This window comes from Serratia sp. Res13-Sevr-LER1-36-b, assembly GCF_015673035.1.
In the GTDB taxonomy this organism is placed as follows: domain Bacteria; phylum Pseudomonadota; class Gammaproteobacteria; order Enterobacterales; family Enterobacteriaceae; genus Chania; species Chania fonticola_C.
Window position 1 is genome coordinate 16,136 of record NZ_JADACK010000036.1, and the last position, 17,948, is coordinate 34,083.

General features: G+C 54.6%; 16 protein-coding genes. 13 read left to right on the forward strand and 3 right to left on the reverse strand.

The features are described 5' to 3' along the window. Positions 1-313: 313 nt before the first annotated feature. Positions 314-625, forward strand: a complete 312-nt coding sequence (locus IMQ33_RS20800; protein ID WP_024530139.1) for a hypothetical protein — start codon at positions 314-316, stop codon at positions 623-625. Between the two features lie 211 nt (positions 626-836). Beyond that, on the forward strand, positions 837-1,361 hold the full coding sequence (gene ogt, locus IMQ33_RS20805) for a methylated-DNA--[protein]-cysteine S-methyltransferase (RefSeq protein ID WP_065685780.1): 525 nt from the start codon (positions 837-839) through the stop codon (positions 1,359-1,361). On the opposite strand, the gene IMQ33_RS20810 is transcribed toward ogt, so the two are convergent. Beyond that, positions 1,358-2,305, reverse strand: a complete 948-nt coding sequence (locus IMQ33_RS20810) for a sugar-binding transcriptional regulator (RefSeq protein ID WP_024530141.1) — start codon at positions 2,303-2,305, stop codon at positions 1,358-1,360. The genes ogt and IMQ33_RS20810 overlap by 4 nt on opposite strands. 188 nt (positions 2,306-2,493) lie before the next feature. On the opposite strand from IMQ33_RS20810, the gene dalD reads away from it, so the two are divergent. From dalD to uspE, 5 genes are all read left to right on the forward strand, one after another. Further along, positions 2,494-3,879, forward strand: a complete 1,386-nt coding sequence (gene dalD, locus IMQ33_RS20815; RefSeq protein ID WP_196061601.1) for a D-arabinitol 4-dehydrogenase — start codon at positions 2,494-2,496, stop codon at positions 3,877-3,879. Between the two features lie 12 nt (positions 3,880-3,891). Further along, positions 3,892-5,355 (forward strand): xylulokinase, encoded by a 1,464-nt coding sequence (xylB, locus tag IMQ33_RS20820; protein ID WP_065685778.1) that lies wholly within the window; start codon positions 3,892-3,894, stop codon positions 5,353-5,355. A 57-nt stretch (positions 5,356-5,412) separates the two neighbouring features. Continuing rightward, on the forward strand, positions 5,413-6,702 hold the full coding sequence (locus tag IMQ33_RS20825; RefSeq protein WP_065685777.1) for an MFS transporter: 1,290 nt from the start codon (positions 5,413-5,415) through the stop codon (positions 6,700-6,702). A 409-nt stretch (positions 6,703-7,111) separates the two neighbouring features. Further along, positions 7,112-7,876: an FNR family transcription factor gene (locus IMQ33_RS20830; RefSeq protein ID WP_021177882.1), complete on the forward strand. Its 765-nt coding sequence runs from the start codon at positions 7,112-7,114 to the stop codon at positions 7,874-7,876. Between the two features lie 125 nt (positions 7,877-8,001). Next, entirely contained in the window at positions 8,002-8,964 is a 963-nt protein-coding gene (gene uspE / locus IMQ33_RS20835) for a universal stress protein UspE (RefSeq protein ID WP_024486035.1), read from the forward strand. Positions 8,965-9,029: 65 nt separating this feature from the next. Here the strand turns inward: uspE and fabV are convergent, their stop codons facing one another. Continuing rightward, on the reverse strand, positions 9,030-10,223 hold the full coding sequence (fabV, locus tag IMQ33_RS20840) for an enoyl-ACP reductase FabV (RefSeq protein WP_021177880.1): 1,194 nt from the start codon (positions 10,221-10,223) through the stop codon (positions 9,030-9,032). Between the two features lie 155 nt (positions 10,224-10,378). Then, on the reverse strand, positions 10,379-11,197 hold the full coding sequence (locus IMQ33_RS20845; protein ID WP_024530145.1) for an IclR family transcriptional regulator: 819 nt from the start codon (positions 11,195-11,197) through the stop codon (positions 10,379-10,381). 373 nt (positions 11,198-11,570) lie between these two features. Between IMQ33_RS20845 and IMQ33_RS20850 the strand changes: the two genes are divergently transcribed. The 6 genes from IMQ33_RS20850 (at position 11,571) to IMQ33_RS20875 (ending at position 17,909) form a co-directional block, all read left to right on the forward strand. Further along, entirely contained in the window at positions 11,571-13,112 is a 1,542-nt protein-coding gene (locus tag IMQ33_RS20850; RefSeq protein WP_196061602.1) for a sugar ABC transporter ATP-binding protein, read from the forward strand. After that, a complete protein-coding gene (locus IMQ33_RS20855; protein WP_196061603.1) occupies positions 13,102-14,187 on the forward strand; it encodes an ABC transporter permease in 1,086 nt (361 codons plus the stop codon). Before IMQ33_RS20850 ends, IMQ33_RS20855 begins: the two co-directional genes overlap by 11 nt. A gap of 14 nt (positions 14,188-14,201) precedes the next feature. Continuing rightward, positions 14,202-15,302 (forward strand): substrate-binding domain-containing protein, encoded by a 1,101-nt coding sequence (locus IMQ33_RS20860; RefSeq protein WP_196061604.1) that lies wholly within the window; start codon positions 14,202-14,204, stop codon positions 15,300-15,302. A gap of 13 nt (positions 15,303-15,315) precedes the next feature. Beyond that, positions 15,316-16,164 (forward strand): SMP-30/gluconolactonase/LRE family protein, encoded by an 849-nt coding sequence (locus IMQ33_RS20865; protein ID WP_098931042.1) that lies wholly within the window; start codon positions 15,316-15,318, stop codon positions 16,162-16,164. 256 nt (positions 16,165-16,420) lie between these two features. After that, the gene (gene yiaK, locus IMQ33_RS20870) at positions 16,421-17,419 is read left to right on the forward strand and encodes a 3-dehydro-L-gulonate 2-dehydrogenase (RefSeq protein ID WP_065685773.1); all 999 of its coding nucleotides are present in this window, start codon (positions 16,421-16,423) and stop codon (positions 17,417-17,419) included. Positions 17,420-17,429: 10 nt separating this feature from the next. Beyond that, complete coding sequence (locus IMQ33_RS20875) at positions 17,430-17,909, forward strand: YhcH/YjgK/YiaL family protein (RefSeq protein WP_161712339.1); 480 nt, start codon at positions 17,430-17,432, stop codon at positions 17,907-17,909. Positions 17,910-17,948: the final 39 nt, after the last annotated feature.

Consider the following 17,948-nt stretch of genomic DNA (forward strand, 5'->3'; position numbering starts at 1 on the left):
ATAACCATGAATATGCGGCCTTAACATTAATATCGCTATTTAAAGTCACACCCGTTATTATAAGCAGTATCAAAAGTAATAATTCTCACATTAGCCCCTAAATTCCCCCCACTATGATCTAAATCATGGTTTTACTGCCTGCCCATCCCTACTATTAAATTCAATTAACAAACGATTGCTGTTATTATTATTTACTCAATACATGATAGTAACGTTGGAAATTAAATCACCAGGCAATGGAAGTTTATTTTTTAGACAATAATCGACTTTTTTGTTAATGGATGGTTTTACTTTATGCTAATAGGAATAGCTTATGAAATCTATTATTACTGCTTTGGCCATACTGGCAGCCTTACCACTTTCGGCCCATTCAAAACAAGATGTTAGCCACAACGCCATCTCAGGGAGCATCCAGTTTTCCGGCAAAATCAGCGCACCAACCTGCGAGATTTCGCGCAACAATGGTCAGTATATATCCAGTTGCTATCGTGAAACCGCCTTCAACACCAATGAATTTATCCAAATGCCATTGGATAATATGGGTTCGGAATTAATGGGAAAACCTATTCGTGAATCGGTGTTTAATGACCCTTCTCTACAACGAATTACGTTAATTTACAATTAATCCTAATCGACGTAATTATGTCATACAATTAGCTAGCGAAAATGACCTTGTTATTTTATAAACATTTCGGCGTTTCACCTTTCGGGGTATACCTACTTGGGTGTACCCCGTTTTTTCCTATAGCCTCGCCCCATCAGCATGTCCGAAATCCGCCATCACATCCGGCTCTTTCATGTAATAATCGCCTTATCAAACGCAAGGAGTGAACAACATGCTGACCTTTTTTATTGATCGTATGCCGACGCCGGTCGGTGAACTGGTGTTGATCGGAGATGAGCAAGGACGGATGCGCGCGCTGGACTGGACCGATCACGAGGCTCGCCTGATGAAGCTGCTCAACAGCCACTATCGAGCCACCCCCTTCGTGATACAGGAGCGAGCCAACCCGGGCGGCCTGACGGAAGTGATGCAGCGTTATTTTGCTGGCGAGTTGGCAGCCATCGACACTGTGCCAGTGATGACTGCGGGCACCGAGTTCCAGCGCACGGTTTGGCAGCAACTGCGGCAAATTCCCTGTGGGGAGATCATCACCTACGGTGAATTGGCCAAACGCATTGGCAGGCCAACCGCATCACGCGCAGTTGGCATGGCAAACGGCACTAACCCAATCAGTATCGTGGTGCCCTGCCACCGAGTGATCGGTTCACAGGGAGCGCTGACCGGTTACGCCGGAGGGGTGCAGCGCAAGCAATGGCTGCTGAAACATGAAGGTTTCCTGCCCCAGGATCTGATTTAATCGGCCAGCAGCGCCAACGCGCTCTCCTCATCCGTCACCAGGCCGTTGATCCAGCGGCCCAGCAAGGCGGCACGAATGGCCTGATGTTTTTCCGCCCCTCCGGCCAGTGCAATCACCGGCTTTTCCGGCCGCTGGCGCAGATTGACGCTGGTCAGCCGCCGATCGAGTTCACTGGCCACCCGCTGGCCCTGCGGATCGATAAAATGGCCGAGCATTTCTGCCACCGCGTTAGATTCGCACAGGCGATCGACATCTTCTGCGGTGATAAACCCATCCTTGTGCAGCGGGCAGTGATATTCGATGGTGCCAATACCGATAAAGGTCACATCGGCCTGGCTGGCCTTATCGTTCACCGTGCGGTAAATGCGGTGGTTACACCACAGGGCGCGATCCTGTTCGCTATCGGCAAACAGCGGTGCGGGCAGGATAAAATAGCGGCCCTGGGTTTTCTCCGCCATCCATAGCGGTACGTCATAACGGGTACAGGAGCCATCAGCCGCGATCGCCCCAATCAGTGAGACGCAACTATGCTGTGGCCGCTCCAATTCTGGCAGCTCATCAATCGCCGCCTTCAGGCTACGGCCTGAACCAACCCCAATGTTCAATGGCTGTTCACTGCGCAAAAACTGCGCCATCACTTCAGCCCCGGCCACCGCCACCGCGCGGTTTATCCCGGCACTCTCCATTCCCTGGCTAGGCACCACCTGGCACAGCGTTAAGCCATAGCGTGCGCTAAGACGGGCCGATAATTCCATGCAGCGCCCTACCGGGTGGGAAATGTTGACGCTGATCAGTCCGCTGTCGATCGCCAATGCGACCAGCCGCTGTGCAACCTGGCGCGATACGCCCAACGCTTCGGCAATTTCATTCTGAGTCTGTCCGGCCACGTAATACATCCAGGCGGCCCGTGCCGCCTGATCCAGCTTCTTATCGTGTTTGACCATGTTGTTTCACCCGCTACCCCTGATGACCTCATTTTACTGGCATTCCTGCTGCCCGCAGAGGTCGATTTGCACATTTGTGAGCTAAAGCCCATTTAAAGGGCAAAAGTTTATTTACTCTATCGTCATTAATGGAGCAAATGCCCAACAAAAGGGCGGATGCCCTAAAATAACCTTTAGTGGAGAACCTTATGAGCAAACCAGTGAACTCTTCTCAGGCCATTTGGCTGCATATCGGCGCCGGATCTTTCCATCGAGCTCATCAGGCGTGGTATCTACACCGGCTGATTGCAGCGGGCGATAGCCGCTGGTCAATTGCGCTTGCCAACATTCGCGATGACGCAACACCGTTACTGGATACGCTGGCTGAGCAACAAGGCCAATACGTGCTGGAGACCGTCACTCCACAGGGCGTACGCCAGTATGAAACCATTACCTCCATCAGTAAGGTCATTCCCTGGGATAACGAACTGGCCGCGTTGACCGAACAGGGGGCCAAACCAGAAACCCGCGTCATTTCCTTCACCGTCACCGAAGGTGGCTATTATCTGGATAACCAGTTCAACCTGGATCGCGCTAACGCTGATATTCAGGCCGATCTGCTGGGAGCCTGCCGCACCATTTACGGCACCATGGCACAGTTGCTGGCACGTAGAAAGCAGCTCAATGGTGACCCTGTCACGTTATTGAACTGCGATAACCTGCGCCATAACGGTGAACGCTTCCGTCACGGCCTGATGCAGTTCCTACAGCTGCGTAAAGAGCCAGAGCTGATCGCCTGGATCGATAGCCACACCCGCTGCCCCAACACCATGGTTGACCGCATCACGCCACGGCCAGCGCCGGAAGTTGCCGAGCGCGTTGCCGAAGCCACCGGCTTCCAGGACCGTGCGCCAGTAATGGGGGAAGCCTTTATCCAATGGGTGATCGAAGATGATTTCATCAATGGGCGGCCAGCGTTGGAAAACGTCGGCGTCGAAATGGTTGAATCAGTGCTGCCCTATGAAGAAGCCAAGATCCGCATCCTCAACGCCAGCCATAGCTGCATTGCCTGGGCCGGTACGCTGATTGGCCAAAGCTTTATTCATGAAAGCACCGGCACCCCGGGCATCCACCAGTTGGCTTATGACTATGTGACCCAGGACGTGATCCCTTCCCTGACGCCTAGCCCGCTCGACTTGGCCGCCTACCGTGACGTGGTTCTGGAACGCTTTAGCAACCCCTATATTCGCGATACCAACCAGCGCGTCACCGCCGACGGTTTTTCCAAAATCCCCGGTTTCATTACCCCAACGCTGCAAGAGTGTTATCAGCGCGGTCAGGAGCCGAAAGCCACGGCCATGCTGCCTGCTCTGTTCTTTGTCTTTATGCAGCGCTGGCACCAAGGCCAACTGCCTTATGAATATCAGGACGGCATTCTGGACGCCGCCGCAGTCCACCAGATGTTCGAAGCGGCCGATCCGGTGGCGGTATTTGCCTCAGATGAGAAATTGTTCAGCACCTTGGCTCACAGCAATGCCTTTAGCCAACTGCTTCGCCAATCCATCGATCGGGTTAACCACTGGCTGGCGCAATAAAGGGAGCGAACCATGTATCTAGGACTCGATTTAGGCACCTCAGAAATCAAAGCCGTGGTGATTGATGACCACGGCACTCTGATCGCCAGCGCCGGTGAACCGCTGGAAGTACAACGCCCGCATCCTCACTGGGCAGAGCAGGATCCGGCCGATTGGTGGCGAGCAACGCAGGCAGTGGTGAGCCGTTTACGCGCCAAAATTCCACAACAATGGCCGCAGATCCGCTCGCTAGGGCTTTCCGGCCAGATGCACGGTGCGGTTCTGCTCAACCGTGATAATCAGGTTTTGCGCCCGGCGATTTTATGGAATGACACTCGCAGCGCAGAACAATGCAAACAGTTGACGCAGAACGCACCAGAGTTGCATGACGTTGCCGGTAACCTGGCGATGCCGGGTTTCACCGCACCCAAGCTGTTATGGGTTGCCAAGCATGAACCAGATATCTTCGCGCAAATCGCCACCGTGCTGCTGCCCAAGGACTTCCTGCGCTGGATGATGAGTGGCGACAAGGTTTCGGATATGTCGGACGCGGCGGGTACGCTGTGGCTCGACGTCGGCAAGCGGGACTGGTCAGATTCCTTGCTTGCCGCCTGTGGCCTCAACCGCGATCAGATGCCTCGTCTGGTAGAAGGCAGCGAAGTCTCCGGCCAGTTGAAAGGTGATATTGCCCGCTCCTGGGGCCTTGCTGACAATATTATCATCGCCGGTGGCGGTGGAGATAACGCAGCCAGCGCGGTGGGCATTGGCGCGGTTAACCCAGGTGACGCCTTTATCTCGTTGGGGACGTCCGGCGTACTGTTTGCCGTTAACGATCGCTTCCGCCCCAATCCACAATCCGCCGTCCATGCGTTTTGCCATGCCCTGCCTGAGCGTTGGCATCAGATGAGCGTGATGCTTACCGCCGCCAGTGCCCTGCGCTGGTTCTGCCAACTGGTGGGTAGTAATGAACCCACGCTGTTGGCCGAAATCGCCCAGATGAACCTGGCGGAACAGCGCCTGGCACCGGTCTTTCTGCCCTACCTGTCCGGTGAACGGACGCCGCACAACGATCCGCTGGCGACCGGTGCGTTCCACGGCCTGACCCACAGCCATCAGCGTGCATCAATGGGCTATGCGGTACTGGAAGGCGTGGCATTCGGCATGGCGGACGGCCTTGAGGTGCTTTCGCAAGCGGGAACCCGACTGGAGCAATGCTCACTGATTGGCGGCGGCGCTCGTAGCGAACATTGGGCACAACTGATGGCCGACGTACTCGATTTGCCGGTGGTCACCCATCTTGGCGGCGAAGCCGGTGGCGCTTTGGGCGCGGCGCGGTTGGGATGGTTGGCAGCGGGTGGAACGGTGGATCAGGTTTGCCACAAACCCGCCATCGATCGGCGCTTCCTGCCGGACGGCGAACGCCAACCTTTACTCGCGGAACGTCTGGCCACCTACCGTCAGCTCTATCAACAACAATTGGCCCTGCGCCGGGCATGATCCTGGCGCAGTAAAAAATAATAAGACTGTACCCTTACACCTATCCTGGAGTTTGTTATGCCACAAACACATAAACACTGGTTCGGCCTGCCAATGAACCTGTTCTGGGGCTACATCGCCATCGCCATTTTCATGAGCGGCGACGGCTTTGAGATGGCTTTTCTGTCTAAACACATCACCGATATGGGGTTCACTCCGGCACAGTCGGCGCTGGTGTTTACCGTGTATGGCCTGGCAGCGGCGCTGGCAGCCTGGAGCTCCGGCGTGGTGGCCGAAATCATCACGCCACAAAAGGCAATGCGCATCGGCTTTATCCTGTGGCTGGTGATGCACGTGCTGTTTATGCTGTTTGGCCTGGGGATGCGTAACTACCCGCTGATGTTGCTGTTTTACGGCATTCGTGGCCTGGCCTATCCGCTGTTTATCTATTCGTTTGTAATGTTGGTGGTGCAGAACGTCCCTAAACAGCAGCTCTCTTCCGCGATGGGCTGGTTTTGGGCGATGTATTCGATCGGCATCGGCTGTGTCGGCAGCTATCTGCCCAGCTTTACCATTCCGTTGATGGGCGAAACCGGCACACTGTGGTTTGCGATTGTCTGGGTGGCGGCCGGTGGCTTGATGGCGATGTTCCTGCTGCGCAACGTGGGTGAGGCCAGCCCCAAGGCCGATCTGTCACCGCAGGAGAAACTCAAAGAGCTTTCCCGCGCGGTGACAATCCTGTTCACCAACCGCAATATCTTCCTCTCCTGCCTGATCCGTATCATCAACACGCTGTCGCTGTTTGGCTTTGCGGTGATTATGCCGATGCTGTATGTAGGCCGGCTGGGCTTTAGCATGTCAGAGTGGCTGCAAATTTGGGCGGTGTTCTTCTTTGTCACCATCTTCACCAACATTATGTGGGGCATTCTGGGGGAGAAAATCGGTTGGCTGCGCCAGGTGCGCTGGTTTGGCTGCATTGGTTGCGCCATCTCCAGCCTGGCGTTTTACTATCTGCCGGTGCATTTTGGCCATAACTTCTGGATCGCGCTGGTGCCAGCAGTGATGCTTGGGATCACCGTTGCGGCCTTCGTCCCCATGACCGCAGTATTCCCCGTGCTGGAACCCAACCACAAAGGCGCAGCCATCTCGATCTATAACCTTTCCGCTGGCCTGAGCAACTTCGCGGCCCCAGCCATCGCCTCTATAGTGCTGCCCTTCTTTGATATCGAAGGCGTAGTGTGGGTGTATACCGGTTTGTATCTGGTGGCGGCGGTGTTGACGCTGATCGTCAAAGTCGACCAGCCAGGACATAACAACGTCCCGCGCTATGCCCCGGCTAATGATGCTTTAGCTAAAAATAGCGCCTGATTTTAAAGCTGGGCGCAGCATGCTGCGCCCGTTCGCTCCTGCACAGTTCCGTCACAACTGGCGGGCTCATTCACCGCACAGTTTTGTGTAGAAATATTTACTCGTTAACCTACGTGACCATCACGGATGAAAGCTATCCGCCCATTAATGCCCCCACAATCGATAAGACTAATCGCAGAAAGCCGATGATAATGCGAGATTTATTCGTTTTTCATATGGTTTTAGTCAATATCAGCCAGGCTTTTCCGAAGTCAATAAATCACTAAACATCAGTATGCTACGGAATGATGAGCAAGAGGCCTGTTTAAAAAAGACACAAAATGTCGCCATTGTTGTTCTTGCTGTACTTATCACCTGCCGCAAAAGATGTTAAAATTGACTCATATCAATTATTGCGTGAGCTTAATCTATGATCCCGGAAAAACGCGTGATTCGTCGTATCCAGTCTGGTGGTTGTGCGATCCATTGCCAAGACTGCAGCATCAGCCAATTGTGTATTCCTTTTACGCTGAATACGCATGAGCTGGACCAACTCGACAACATCATCGAGAGAAAAAAGCCGATCCAGAAAGGCCAAACGCTGTTTAAAGCCGGTGACGAACTGAAATCACTGTACGCCATCCGCTCCGGGACCATCAAAAGCTACACCATCACCGAACAGGGTGACGAACAAATTACCGGCTTCCACCTGGCGGGCGATCTGGTGGGCTTTGACGCCATCGGTGGCCTGAAGCACCCAAGCTTCGCTCAGGCACTGGAAACCTCTATGGTCTGTGAAATCCCGTTTGAAACGCTGGACGATCTCTCGGGCAAAATGCCTAATCTGCGCCAGCAAATCATGCGTTTGATGAGCGGTGAGATCAAAGGCGACCAGGATATGATCCTGCTGCTGTCGAAGAAGAACGCCGAAGAGCGCCTGGCCGCTTTCGTGTATAACCTGTCGCACCGCTTTGCCGAACGAGGCTTCTCACCGCGTGAGTTCCGTTTGACCATGACCCGTGGCGATATCGGCAACTATCTGGGCCTGACGGTGGAAACCATCAGCCGCCTGTTGGGGCGTTTCCAGAAAAGCGAAATCCTCAGCGTGAAAGGCAAATACATCACCATCGAAAACGCAGACGCCCTGTCACAACTGGCAGGTGCCGCACGCATCAACGTCTCCGTAAGCGCCTAACCCCTACTGGGCCAATAATTCGCTGAAATTGTTGGCCTAGTCCCCCTCTGCCGCTGTTCTGTTTTTCAATGTTGGGTTACTCTGTATGTAAACAGACTGTTGATCTACAGCTGTAAGGAGGCCCTATGGCGAAGTATCAGAATCTACTGGTGGCTATTGACCCCAATCAGGACGATCAACCGGCACTGCGCCGGGCAGTTTACCTGATCAAGCGGAACGGTGGGCGGATTAAGGCCTTCCTTCCTATCTATGATTTCTCTTACGAAATGACCACCCTGCTTTCCCCTGACGAAAGAACGGCAATGCGGCAAGGGGTGATCAGCCAACGGGCGGCGTGGATTAAAGAGCAATGCCGCTTCTATCTTGAAGACGGTGTCCCCATTGAAATCAAAGTGGTGTGGCACAATCGCCCCTATGAGGCGATCATTCAGGAAGTGCTGAGCGGCAAGCACGATTTATTGTTGAAGATGGCCCATCAGCACGACAGGCTGGAATCGGTGATCTTCACCCCAACAGACTGGCATCTGCTGCGCAAATGCCCTTGCCCGGTGTGGATGGTGAAAGACCAACCCTGGCCTGAAGGGGGTAAAGCGCTGGTGGCGGTTAATCTATCCAGCGAAGAGCCTTATCACGACCCACTCAATATCCGGCTGGTGAAAGAAACGCTCGAACTGGCGCAAAACGTCGATCAAACCGAAGTGCACCTGGTGGGTGCCTACCCGGTTACCCCCATCAATATCGCCATCGAACTGCCCGATTTTGACCCCAGCATCTATAACGATGCGATCCGCGGGCAGCATCTGATCGCCATGAAGGCGTTACGGCAGAAATTCCACATCAACGAAGAATTCACCCACGTGGAGAAAGGCCTGCCGGAGGAAGTGATCCCGGATTTGGCCGAGCATTTGCAAGCGGGCGTGGTGGTGTTAGGTAGCTTGGGCCGCACCGGTATTTCTGCTGCATTTATCGGCAATACTGCGGAACAGGTGATCGACCATCTGAAATGTGACCTGCTGGTGCTCAAGCCGGATGACTTCGACTGCCCGATCGTAATGGATGAAGACGACGAGCACGACGATGAGGATTGATTTCGGTACGTTTTAAAAACAAACAGGGCCCAATCGGGCCCTGTTTTACATTCTAGGGGTAGAAATTAAAGCTCTACCACATCGAAACGCACGTCTGGATTAACGTCCGCGTCATAGTCCACTTCTTCCAGACCAAAACCGAACAGGCGCAGGAACTCCTGCTTGTAGCCGGTGTAGTCGGTCAGTTCGCTCAGGTTTTCCGAAGTGATTGACGGCCACAGATCGCGGCAGGCCTGCTGCACATCATCACGCAGTTCCCAGTCATCCATACGGATACGGGCATGATCGTCCAGCGGCATCTCTTCGCCGTACAGACGGGTGTGCATCAAACGGGAAACCTGTTCCATACAGCCTTCGTGAATGCCCTTCTCTTTCATGATCTTGAAGGCCATGGAGATGTACAGCGGCATCACTGGGATCGCAGATGAAGCCTGGGTGACCACGGATTTCAGCACGGCAACATGTGCAGTGCCGCCCTTGGCAGCCAGGTCGCCACGGATAGCGGTTGCTGCGCGATCCAAATCTTCTTTGGCGCGGCCCAAAGTACCGTGCCAGTAGATTGGCCAGGTCAGGTCGGTACCGATATAAGAGTAGGCAACAGACTTGGCACCTTCGGCCAGCACGCCTGCTTCTTCCAGCGCCGACATCCACAGTTCCCAATCCTGGCCGCCCATCACGGTGATGGTGTTCTGGATTTCTTCTTCACTCGCCGGTTCAACAGTGGCGGTGATGATTTGGTCTTTGTTGGTGTCGATAGCGGTGGTGGTGTAAACCTCACCGATTGGCTTCAGCGCGGAACGCACTACTTCGCCAGTATCTGGCATTTTACGCACCGGCGAAGCCAGCGAGTAAACCACCAAATCGATCTGGCCCAGGTCGGCTTTGATCAGCTCAATTACCTTGGCGCGGCATTCGTTGGAGAAAGCATCACCATTGACGCTTTTCGCGTACAGGCCAGCTTCTTTAGCGGCTTTGTCAAAAGCGGCCGAGTTGTACCAGCCAGCGGTGGCGGTTTTGCTTTCGCTGCCCGCTTTCTCGAAGAATACGCCGATGGTGGCGGCGTCGCTGCCAAAGGCGGTGGCAATACGGGAAGCCAGACCATAACCGGTAGATGCACCGATCACCAGCACACGTTTAGGGCCATTGGCAATCTTGCCCTGCGCCTTGGTGTAGGCAATCTGACGACGAACATTGGCTTCACAACCGACCGGATGAGTGGTGGTGCAGATAAAGCCGCGAACCTTAGGTTTGATAATCATATGGGTCTAGGATCCGTTAAAGGGATGAAATCGGGACATAAGATAACTCATTGTGTCCCTTTTTTGTGATCTGATGTGTTGGATTGCACAAATGTTGCGCAAATCTTGTTAAATTAAGCACAAATTCCGTCAGGGATCTGCCTTGTTAAGCAAAATTACCCCTGCGTCACAAACCCCAATTCCTGAGAGATGCGCCGCGTGGTCTCCAGCAGCGGTTTCATCAACGACTGCACGCCAACCTGTTGCAGCTTGGCGGTAGGCAGCGAAACCGAAACGGAATAAGGCACCCGTTGCTGAATATCGAACACCGGGGCAGCAATACAGGACACGCCCAGCTCGTTTTCTTCGCGATCCATCGCCACGCCCTGCTTGCGGATATCCGCCAACTCCTCATACATCTTCGGCAATTCGGTAATGGTATTACGCGTCAGCACCTGGATCTCCTGCTGGTGGGTTTGCCAATAGTGATCCGGATAGTCGCTCTTGCCATAAGCCATGAAAATTTTACCCATCGCCGAACAATACAGCGGCATATGCTGGCCGATATAGGCGCGGGTACGCATCATGCCGGTGGTCGGTTCCAGCTTGTAGATCAGGATCACGTGATCGTCTTCCCGGCTGGAGAAGTTGACCGTTTCCCCCACTTCCAGGTTCAACTGCTCCAAATGAGGGGCAGCCACGTGGATGATGTTCAGTGAAGAAAGTGCCTTTTGACCAATAGAAATGAATTTGGTGGTCAGGCGGTAACTGCCTGGGGAAGGCGCCTGCGTAACATAGCCACTGGTATGCAGCCCTTGTAACAGGCGGTGCACGGTGCTTTTGTTCATCTCTGCCAGCTCGGACAGGTGTGCCAGCGGGCAGCCATTAGGGAAATTGCTCAATATTTCAATCAGCTGCAAACCACGAAACAGGCTTTGGCTGCCCAGGGGTTTGTCTTTTTTGTCATCTTTTTCGTCAACAGCTTTCAGGCTCATAGCGAAGTCTCTCCATTGTTGAGCCGCCAGCCGTTGCCACGGCGTAAGAAGCGGACCTACTGGAGGAGAATGTTACTCCATGGGCCGCATCAGGTGAAGTTGGAACGCCGTATCATTTTCAGTAACGAGGTTAAAACCCGCAACATTCCGGTAACCTTATAAGTGAGTTGTGCGTCACAAATTGACAAAATTAAAAATAATCCATTGTTTATTAAAGAGAATTAAAACTGTCCCGGCTTTGCTTTAGCTCGACGTTAGGCATATCATTTTTGAAATCAGATTTCGCATGTTGAAATTTAAGGTTGATTTAAACAGCAGCAGTTCACTTATTGGCATCGCGCTGATGGCGCGAACCGACACAGGGGCGCATCAAATGATTCAAGGCAATGCGGATCAACCCATTCTTACGCTCAGCCATATCGTCAAACGTTTTGGCGGCAACATCGCGGTTAACGACGTCAGCCTGCAGGTGATGCCCGGCGAAGTGCTGGCGTTGCTAGGAGAAAACGGCGCGGGTAAATCCACGTTGATCAAAGTCCTGGCCGGAGTGTATCCGCGCGATGGCGGCGACATCCACTTTCAAGGTAACAGCATTGCCTCGGCCGCGGCGATCAAAAGTGATAGCCGCCAGCCGATTGCCTTTATCCATCAGGATCTGGGCCTGATTGAATGGATGACGGTAGCGGAGAACATGGCGCTGGTGATGGGGTTTCCCCGCCGTTTCGGGCTGATCGACTGGCGTGCCATTCGCCGCCGTGCGCTGGAAGCCTTGCAGGACGTTGGGATTGCCCTGGACCCTGACGCGCGCGTATTTGAACTTTCCCGCACGGAGAAATCGTTGCTGGCCATTGCCAGAGCGGTGGCGGTGAATGCCGAACTGCTGGTGTTGGATGAGCCCACCGCTTCCCTACCCGCCAACGACGTGCGTCATCTGTTTGCGGTGATCAACCGTCTACGCGCCAAAAAGGTCGGCATGATTTACGTCACCCATCGCCTGGATGAAGTGATTGAAATTGCCGATCGGGTTTGCGTCATGCGTGATGGCCGCTACGTTGCCGGAGGCAACACCGCCGATTATTCCCTGCGCGATCTGGTGCAGATGATCGTGGGTGAAGCGATGGCGGAAGATCAGCGTGAACCGCTGCCGCAGCACCAGCCACCAGTGTTACAACTGCATAACGTCAGCGTCGGGGATATCGGCCCGGTCAGCTTCGAATTGCAGCCGGGTGAAATGCTCGCTCTTGCCGGGCTGCGCGGCGCTGGCCAGGAAGAGATTGGCCGCCTGCTGTTTGGCCTGCGTCAGCGAGACAGCGGCGAAATCCAGTTCCGCGATAAACCTTACGCGGCCTGTACCCCACAGCAGGCGATGGCTTGTGGCGTGTCTCTGGTCGCAGGCGATCGCACCGGCGAAAGCCTGGTGATGTCGATGAGCGTACGGGAAAACCTGTTTATCAACCCCTGTGCCAGCGGCCATAAGCTGTTCTCACGCTATAGCCGCCGCGCCGAAATCGGGGCCAGTTGGTGGAAGGTGCAACTGTTCGACGTGCGGCCCAAGGACGTCAATATCGATATCAGCGCCCTGTCGGGTGGCAATCAACAAAAAGTGGTGATGGCCCGCTGGATGCATCTTGCGGCACCGCTGCTGATCCTGGAAGACCCCACAGCCGGGGTTGACGTGGGCGCCCGCGCCGAAATCTATCATCTGTTAAATAAATCCCTGGCAACCGGAGTGGCGGTATTGGTGATCTCCAACGATTTTGAAGAGATCGCGCATATCTGTAACCGCGCCCTGGTGTTTAACCGAGGGAAAGTGGTGGGCGAGTTGAAGAACCAGCAGGTCTCGTTCGCCAATTTATTGGAGCTGGCCTCTGCCAGCACCGGGGAAGCCGTTGTGGAGGAATACCATGTCGAATAAAACGTCCGTCAAATCAACGGCGCTGGAACAGCGTGTCAGCCTGGGGCAGGACGGCCTTGGCCCATGGCTGATGCAAATCATCACCCGCTACGGCCTGCTGCTGCTGTGTATCGCGCTGGTGATGGTCTTCTCACTCACCACGCCGTCGTTCGCCTCGATGCTGACGGTACAGGCAATCCTTTCCAGCAAGGCCAAAATCGCCCTGCTGGCGCTGGCGGCCACCATTCCGATGATCGTCGGCAAGATCGACCTGAACGTCGGTTTCGGTATCGTGCTGTGGCACATCCTGGCGATCACCTTGCAGGTGGAATATGGCTTCTCCTGGCAGATGGCGGTGCTGACCGTGCTGGTCATTTCCGCGCTATACGGCCTGCTTAACGGCATCCTGGTGGCGCTGGCGGATATCGACAGCTTCGTGGCCACCCTGGGTTCAGGCACCGTGCTATATGCGGTGGCGCTGTGGCACTCCGGCGGTCGGCAGATTGTCGGCGACTTGCCTGACGCCTTTATCGCCTTGCATCACACTGAAATTGCCGGGATCCCGATTGTGGCCTTTTACGTGCTGATCGTCGCCATCATCCTGTGGCTGATCACCGAACACACCCCGCTGGGCCGCTGCATGTATGCGGTAGGCGGCAATCCGGCTGCAGCGCGGCTCAACGGTATTTCGGTCAATCGCTTTACCATTGGCGCCTTTATCGCCTCGAGCGTGCTCACCGGTTTTAGCGGCGTGCTGATCGCTGCCGAACAGGGCGTAGGCCAGGCCAGCGTCGGGATGGATTACCTGTTACCCGCCTTGGTGGGCGCATTCCTCGGTAGTACCACTATTCGCCCAGGACGGGTGAACGTCTGGGGCACCGTGGTCGGCATTGCCATTCTGGCGATCGGCATCGCGGGGATCCAGCAGTTTGGTGGGGAATTCTGGGTCGAACCGTTATTCAACGGCGCCACGCTGCTGCTGTCCATCACGCTGGCGGGCTATGCCCAACGCCGTCGGTTACTCAATCAGAAAGCAGTACAACGCAGTCAGGCGGCATCTGCCGACAACAACAACCAAAAAGCGATCAATCCTTAATCAGGAGCACAGCCATGAAACATTGTTGGATTTTGCCCGGGATCACCACTCTGCTGTTGGCCACCTCATCGGCCTGGGCAGATGCCTATCTCGATCAGGCTACGGCGGCGGTAGCCAAAGCCACGGCCAGCAGTACCCAATGGGATGGCCCTACCAGCGGGCCGCAGTTGCAGGCGAACAAGAAAATCATCTTTATTGCCTCCGACATGAAGAACGGCGGCGTGCAGGGAGTGCAGCAAGGGCTGAGCGAAGCGGCCAAGGTGGCAGGCTGGCAGTTGGAAACGCTGGACGGTGGCGGCTCGGTTAAAGACCAACTGTCGTCGCTGAATCAGGCCATTGCCCAAAAGCCAGACGGGATCGTGATCGGCGGCTGGAACCCTAACGTGGCTAAAATCCCGCTGAAAAAGGCGGTGGCTCAGGGGATCGTTCTGACAGCCTGGCATGCTGTGCCAGAGCCTGGCCCCATCGCCAAATACGATGTGTTCTATAACGTCACTTCCGATTCCAACGAGGTAGCGCGCATCGCCGCACAATATGCGGTAGTGAAGTCCGACGGGCAGGCCAACGTGCTGATCTTTACCGATTCGCTGTACCAAATCGCTCTGGACAAAGCCAACGTGATGAAAGAGGAAGTGGCTAAATGCAGCGGTTGTAAGCTGGTCGAGTTTATCGATACCCCGCTGGCAGACACCGCCAGCCGCATGCCAGCCATGACCTTCAGCCTGTTGCAGAAATACGGTGACAAGTTCCAGTACGCGCTGGCGATCAACGATCTGTATTTCGATTTTATGGCCCCAGCGCTGAAAACAGCCGGTAAAGGCGGCAGCAATGCGCCGTTCAATATCTCGGCCGGTGACGGCTCCATTTCTGCCTATCAACGTATTCGTTCCGGTGACAACCAGTCTGCCACCGTGCCCGAGCCGCTGAAGCTGCACGGCTGGCAGTTGCTGGATGAGTTTAACCGTGCCTTCGCCAAGCAGGCGCCTTCCGGTTACGTGACTCCGGCCCATCTGGTCACCCGCGAGAACATCGCCAATGACGGTGGCCCGAATAATATGTATGACCCACAAAATGACTATCAGGGACATTACAAAACAATTTGGGGCGTGAAGTGATCGGGAGGTTGGGATGATCGAACAACAACTGGAACGTTTGTGTTCCCCCGCCGTCTGGGCTGAAGGCCCGGTATGGCTGCCGCAACAGGATGCAGTGGTATTCAGCGATGTAAAAGGCAATCGCATGTTCCGTTGGGAACGCAATGGCGAGCTCAGCGTATGGCGTGCTGCATCCAACTATGCCAACGGTAATGCCCGCGATGCCGAGGGGCGTGTCATCAGCTGTGAACATGGGCGGAGGGGTATCAGCCGCACCGAACACGACGGCAGTGTCCAACTGCTGGTCGACCGGGTGGACGGTAAGCGTTTCAACTCACCAAACGACATCGTGGTGCGTTCCGACGGTACATTATGGTTTACCGATCCGCCGTACGGCATCATCGGCGATGAAGAGGGCTACAAGTCTGAAAGCCAGGTGATCGGCTGTTATCTGTATTGCTACGATCCCCGGGATGGCTCGCTGAACATTGCCGCCAGCGATCTGCAACGGCCCAACGGCCTGGCTTTCTCACCGGATGAAAGCCTGCTGTATGTGGCGGATATGTCGATTATTGACTTCCCTACCCTTGGGCGTCGAGAGCTGCGGGTGTATCAGGTTGAAGGGCGGGAGTTGAAGGCTGGCAGGCATTTTGCTCAGGTCGCGCCGGGGATCCCAGATGGCTTCTGCCTGGATAGCGCCGGTAATCTGTTTTGCAGCTGTGCCGACGGCGTGATTATCTTTAATCCGCGTGGGGAGCAAATTGGCAAAATTCCGGTGCCGGAGTGCGTTTCCAACTGCACCTTCGGCGGGCCAGAAGGCAATGAGCTCTACATTACCGCCACCACATCGTTGTACCGCATTGTCCTGAATACCCACGGGTAATCATGGGCTGATCATCACGCAGGGGGAGTTTGCCTCTCCCTGCTTCGTCACGTCTGTAGCACGCCAACTCCCTCAAACTGTGTTGCCGATCACATAATCGCCAGGTTAATTTAACCATCTGTTTTTACGAGATAATTTCCTACACTCCGGCTTTGACTTCGTCCCGACAGGGGTATAGCATTTATTTGAAATGCAATTTCGCATATTGAAATTAAAAGAACACAAAACATTCGATTCGCCATAGGGGAACAGCAGTATGAGAGTGAGCTATACCGAGTTAAAACAGCAATTCAAACGCGTGTTGCTGGCACGGGGAGTGGCGGAACCGACGGCGAATGAGTGTGCCACTCTGTTTGCCGATACCACCGAAAGCGGCGTCTATTCCCACGGGGTCAACCGCTTCCCACGCTTTATTCAGCAGTTGGACGCAGGTGATATCGTGCCTGACGCCGAACCGAGCAAGCTGCTTTCGTTAGGCGCAATCGAACAGTGGGATGCCCATCAGGGCATTGGCAACCTGACCGCCCGCAAGATGATGGATCGCGCCATGCAGTTAGCGGATCAACACGGGATTGGTCTGGTAGCATTGCGTAATGCCAACCACTGGATGCGGGGCGGAGGTTACGGCTGGCAAGCGGCAGAGCAAGGCTATATCGGCATTTGCTGGACCAACTCGATCGCCGTCATGCCACCTTGGGGAGCTAAAGAGTGCCGTATCGGCACTAACCCGCTGATCGTCGCCGTGCCGAGTAACCCGATCACCATGGTAGATATGTCGATGTCGATGTTCTCCTACGGTGCGCTGGAAATGAATCGCCTGGCGGGCAAAAAACTGGCGGTAGACGGCGGTTTCGATAACGACGGTAACCTGACGCGCGATCCGGCTATCATCGAAGAAAATCGGCGTATCTTGCCGATGGGCTATTGGAAGGGGTCTGCGCTGTCGATAGTGCTGGATATGATCGCTACCCTGCTCTCTGGCGGTTCATCGGTCGCTGAAGTTACCGAAGATAACCGCGATGAATACGGCATTTCGCAGGTGTTTATCGCCATTGAGATCGACCGCCTGATCGACGGCAAAACCCGTGATGAAAAGCTGCAGCGCATTATGGATTACGTGACCAGCGCCGAGCGTGATAACCCAGAGGTCGCCATTCGCTTGCCGGGCCACCGCTTCCCGCGCGTCCGCGCCGAAAATCAACGCGATGGCATCCCGGTAGACGATCGCGTCTGGGCCCGCATTCAGGCACTTTAAGGAGCAGTTTATGATCTTCGGCCATATTGCCCATACGGCAGCAGAACACTATCCCCCGGCGATTGCCAAAGCCGTGGCCTATTTGCAGAACACCGATTTTACCAGCCTGTCTGCCGGGCGTTATGAGGATCCGGCAACCGGTTATGTGGTGCAGGTACTGGATCTACACACACAGCATAAAGATGAGTTGCGCCCTGAAGTGCACCGTAAAAATATCGACGTGCAGTTCCTGGTAAGCGGCACTGAATTAATAGGCGTTGCGGCGGACAGAGGAAATAACGTTATTCATCAGGAGTTATTAGCACAGCGCGACATTATTTTCTATCAGGATGTGGAAGACGAATCCTGGTTAACCATGCAGCCCGGTAATTTTGCGGTATTTTACCCGCAGGATGTCCATCGCCCTGCCTGTATTAATCAATCGCCCTGCGATATCAGAAAGGTGGTGGTGAAAATACCGATAACATTACTTTCCAGCACGATGAAATAAACACTGTCTCATAACGTGAATTTAGCCGTTTCATTGATT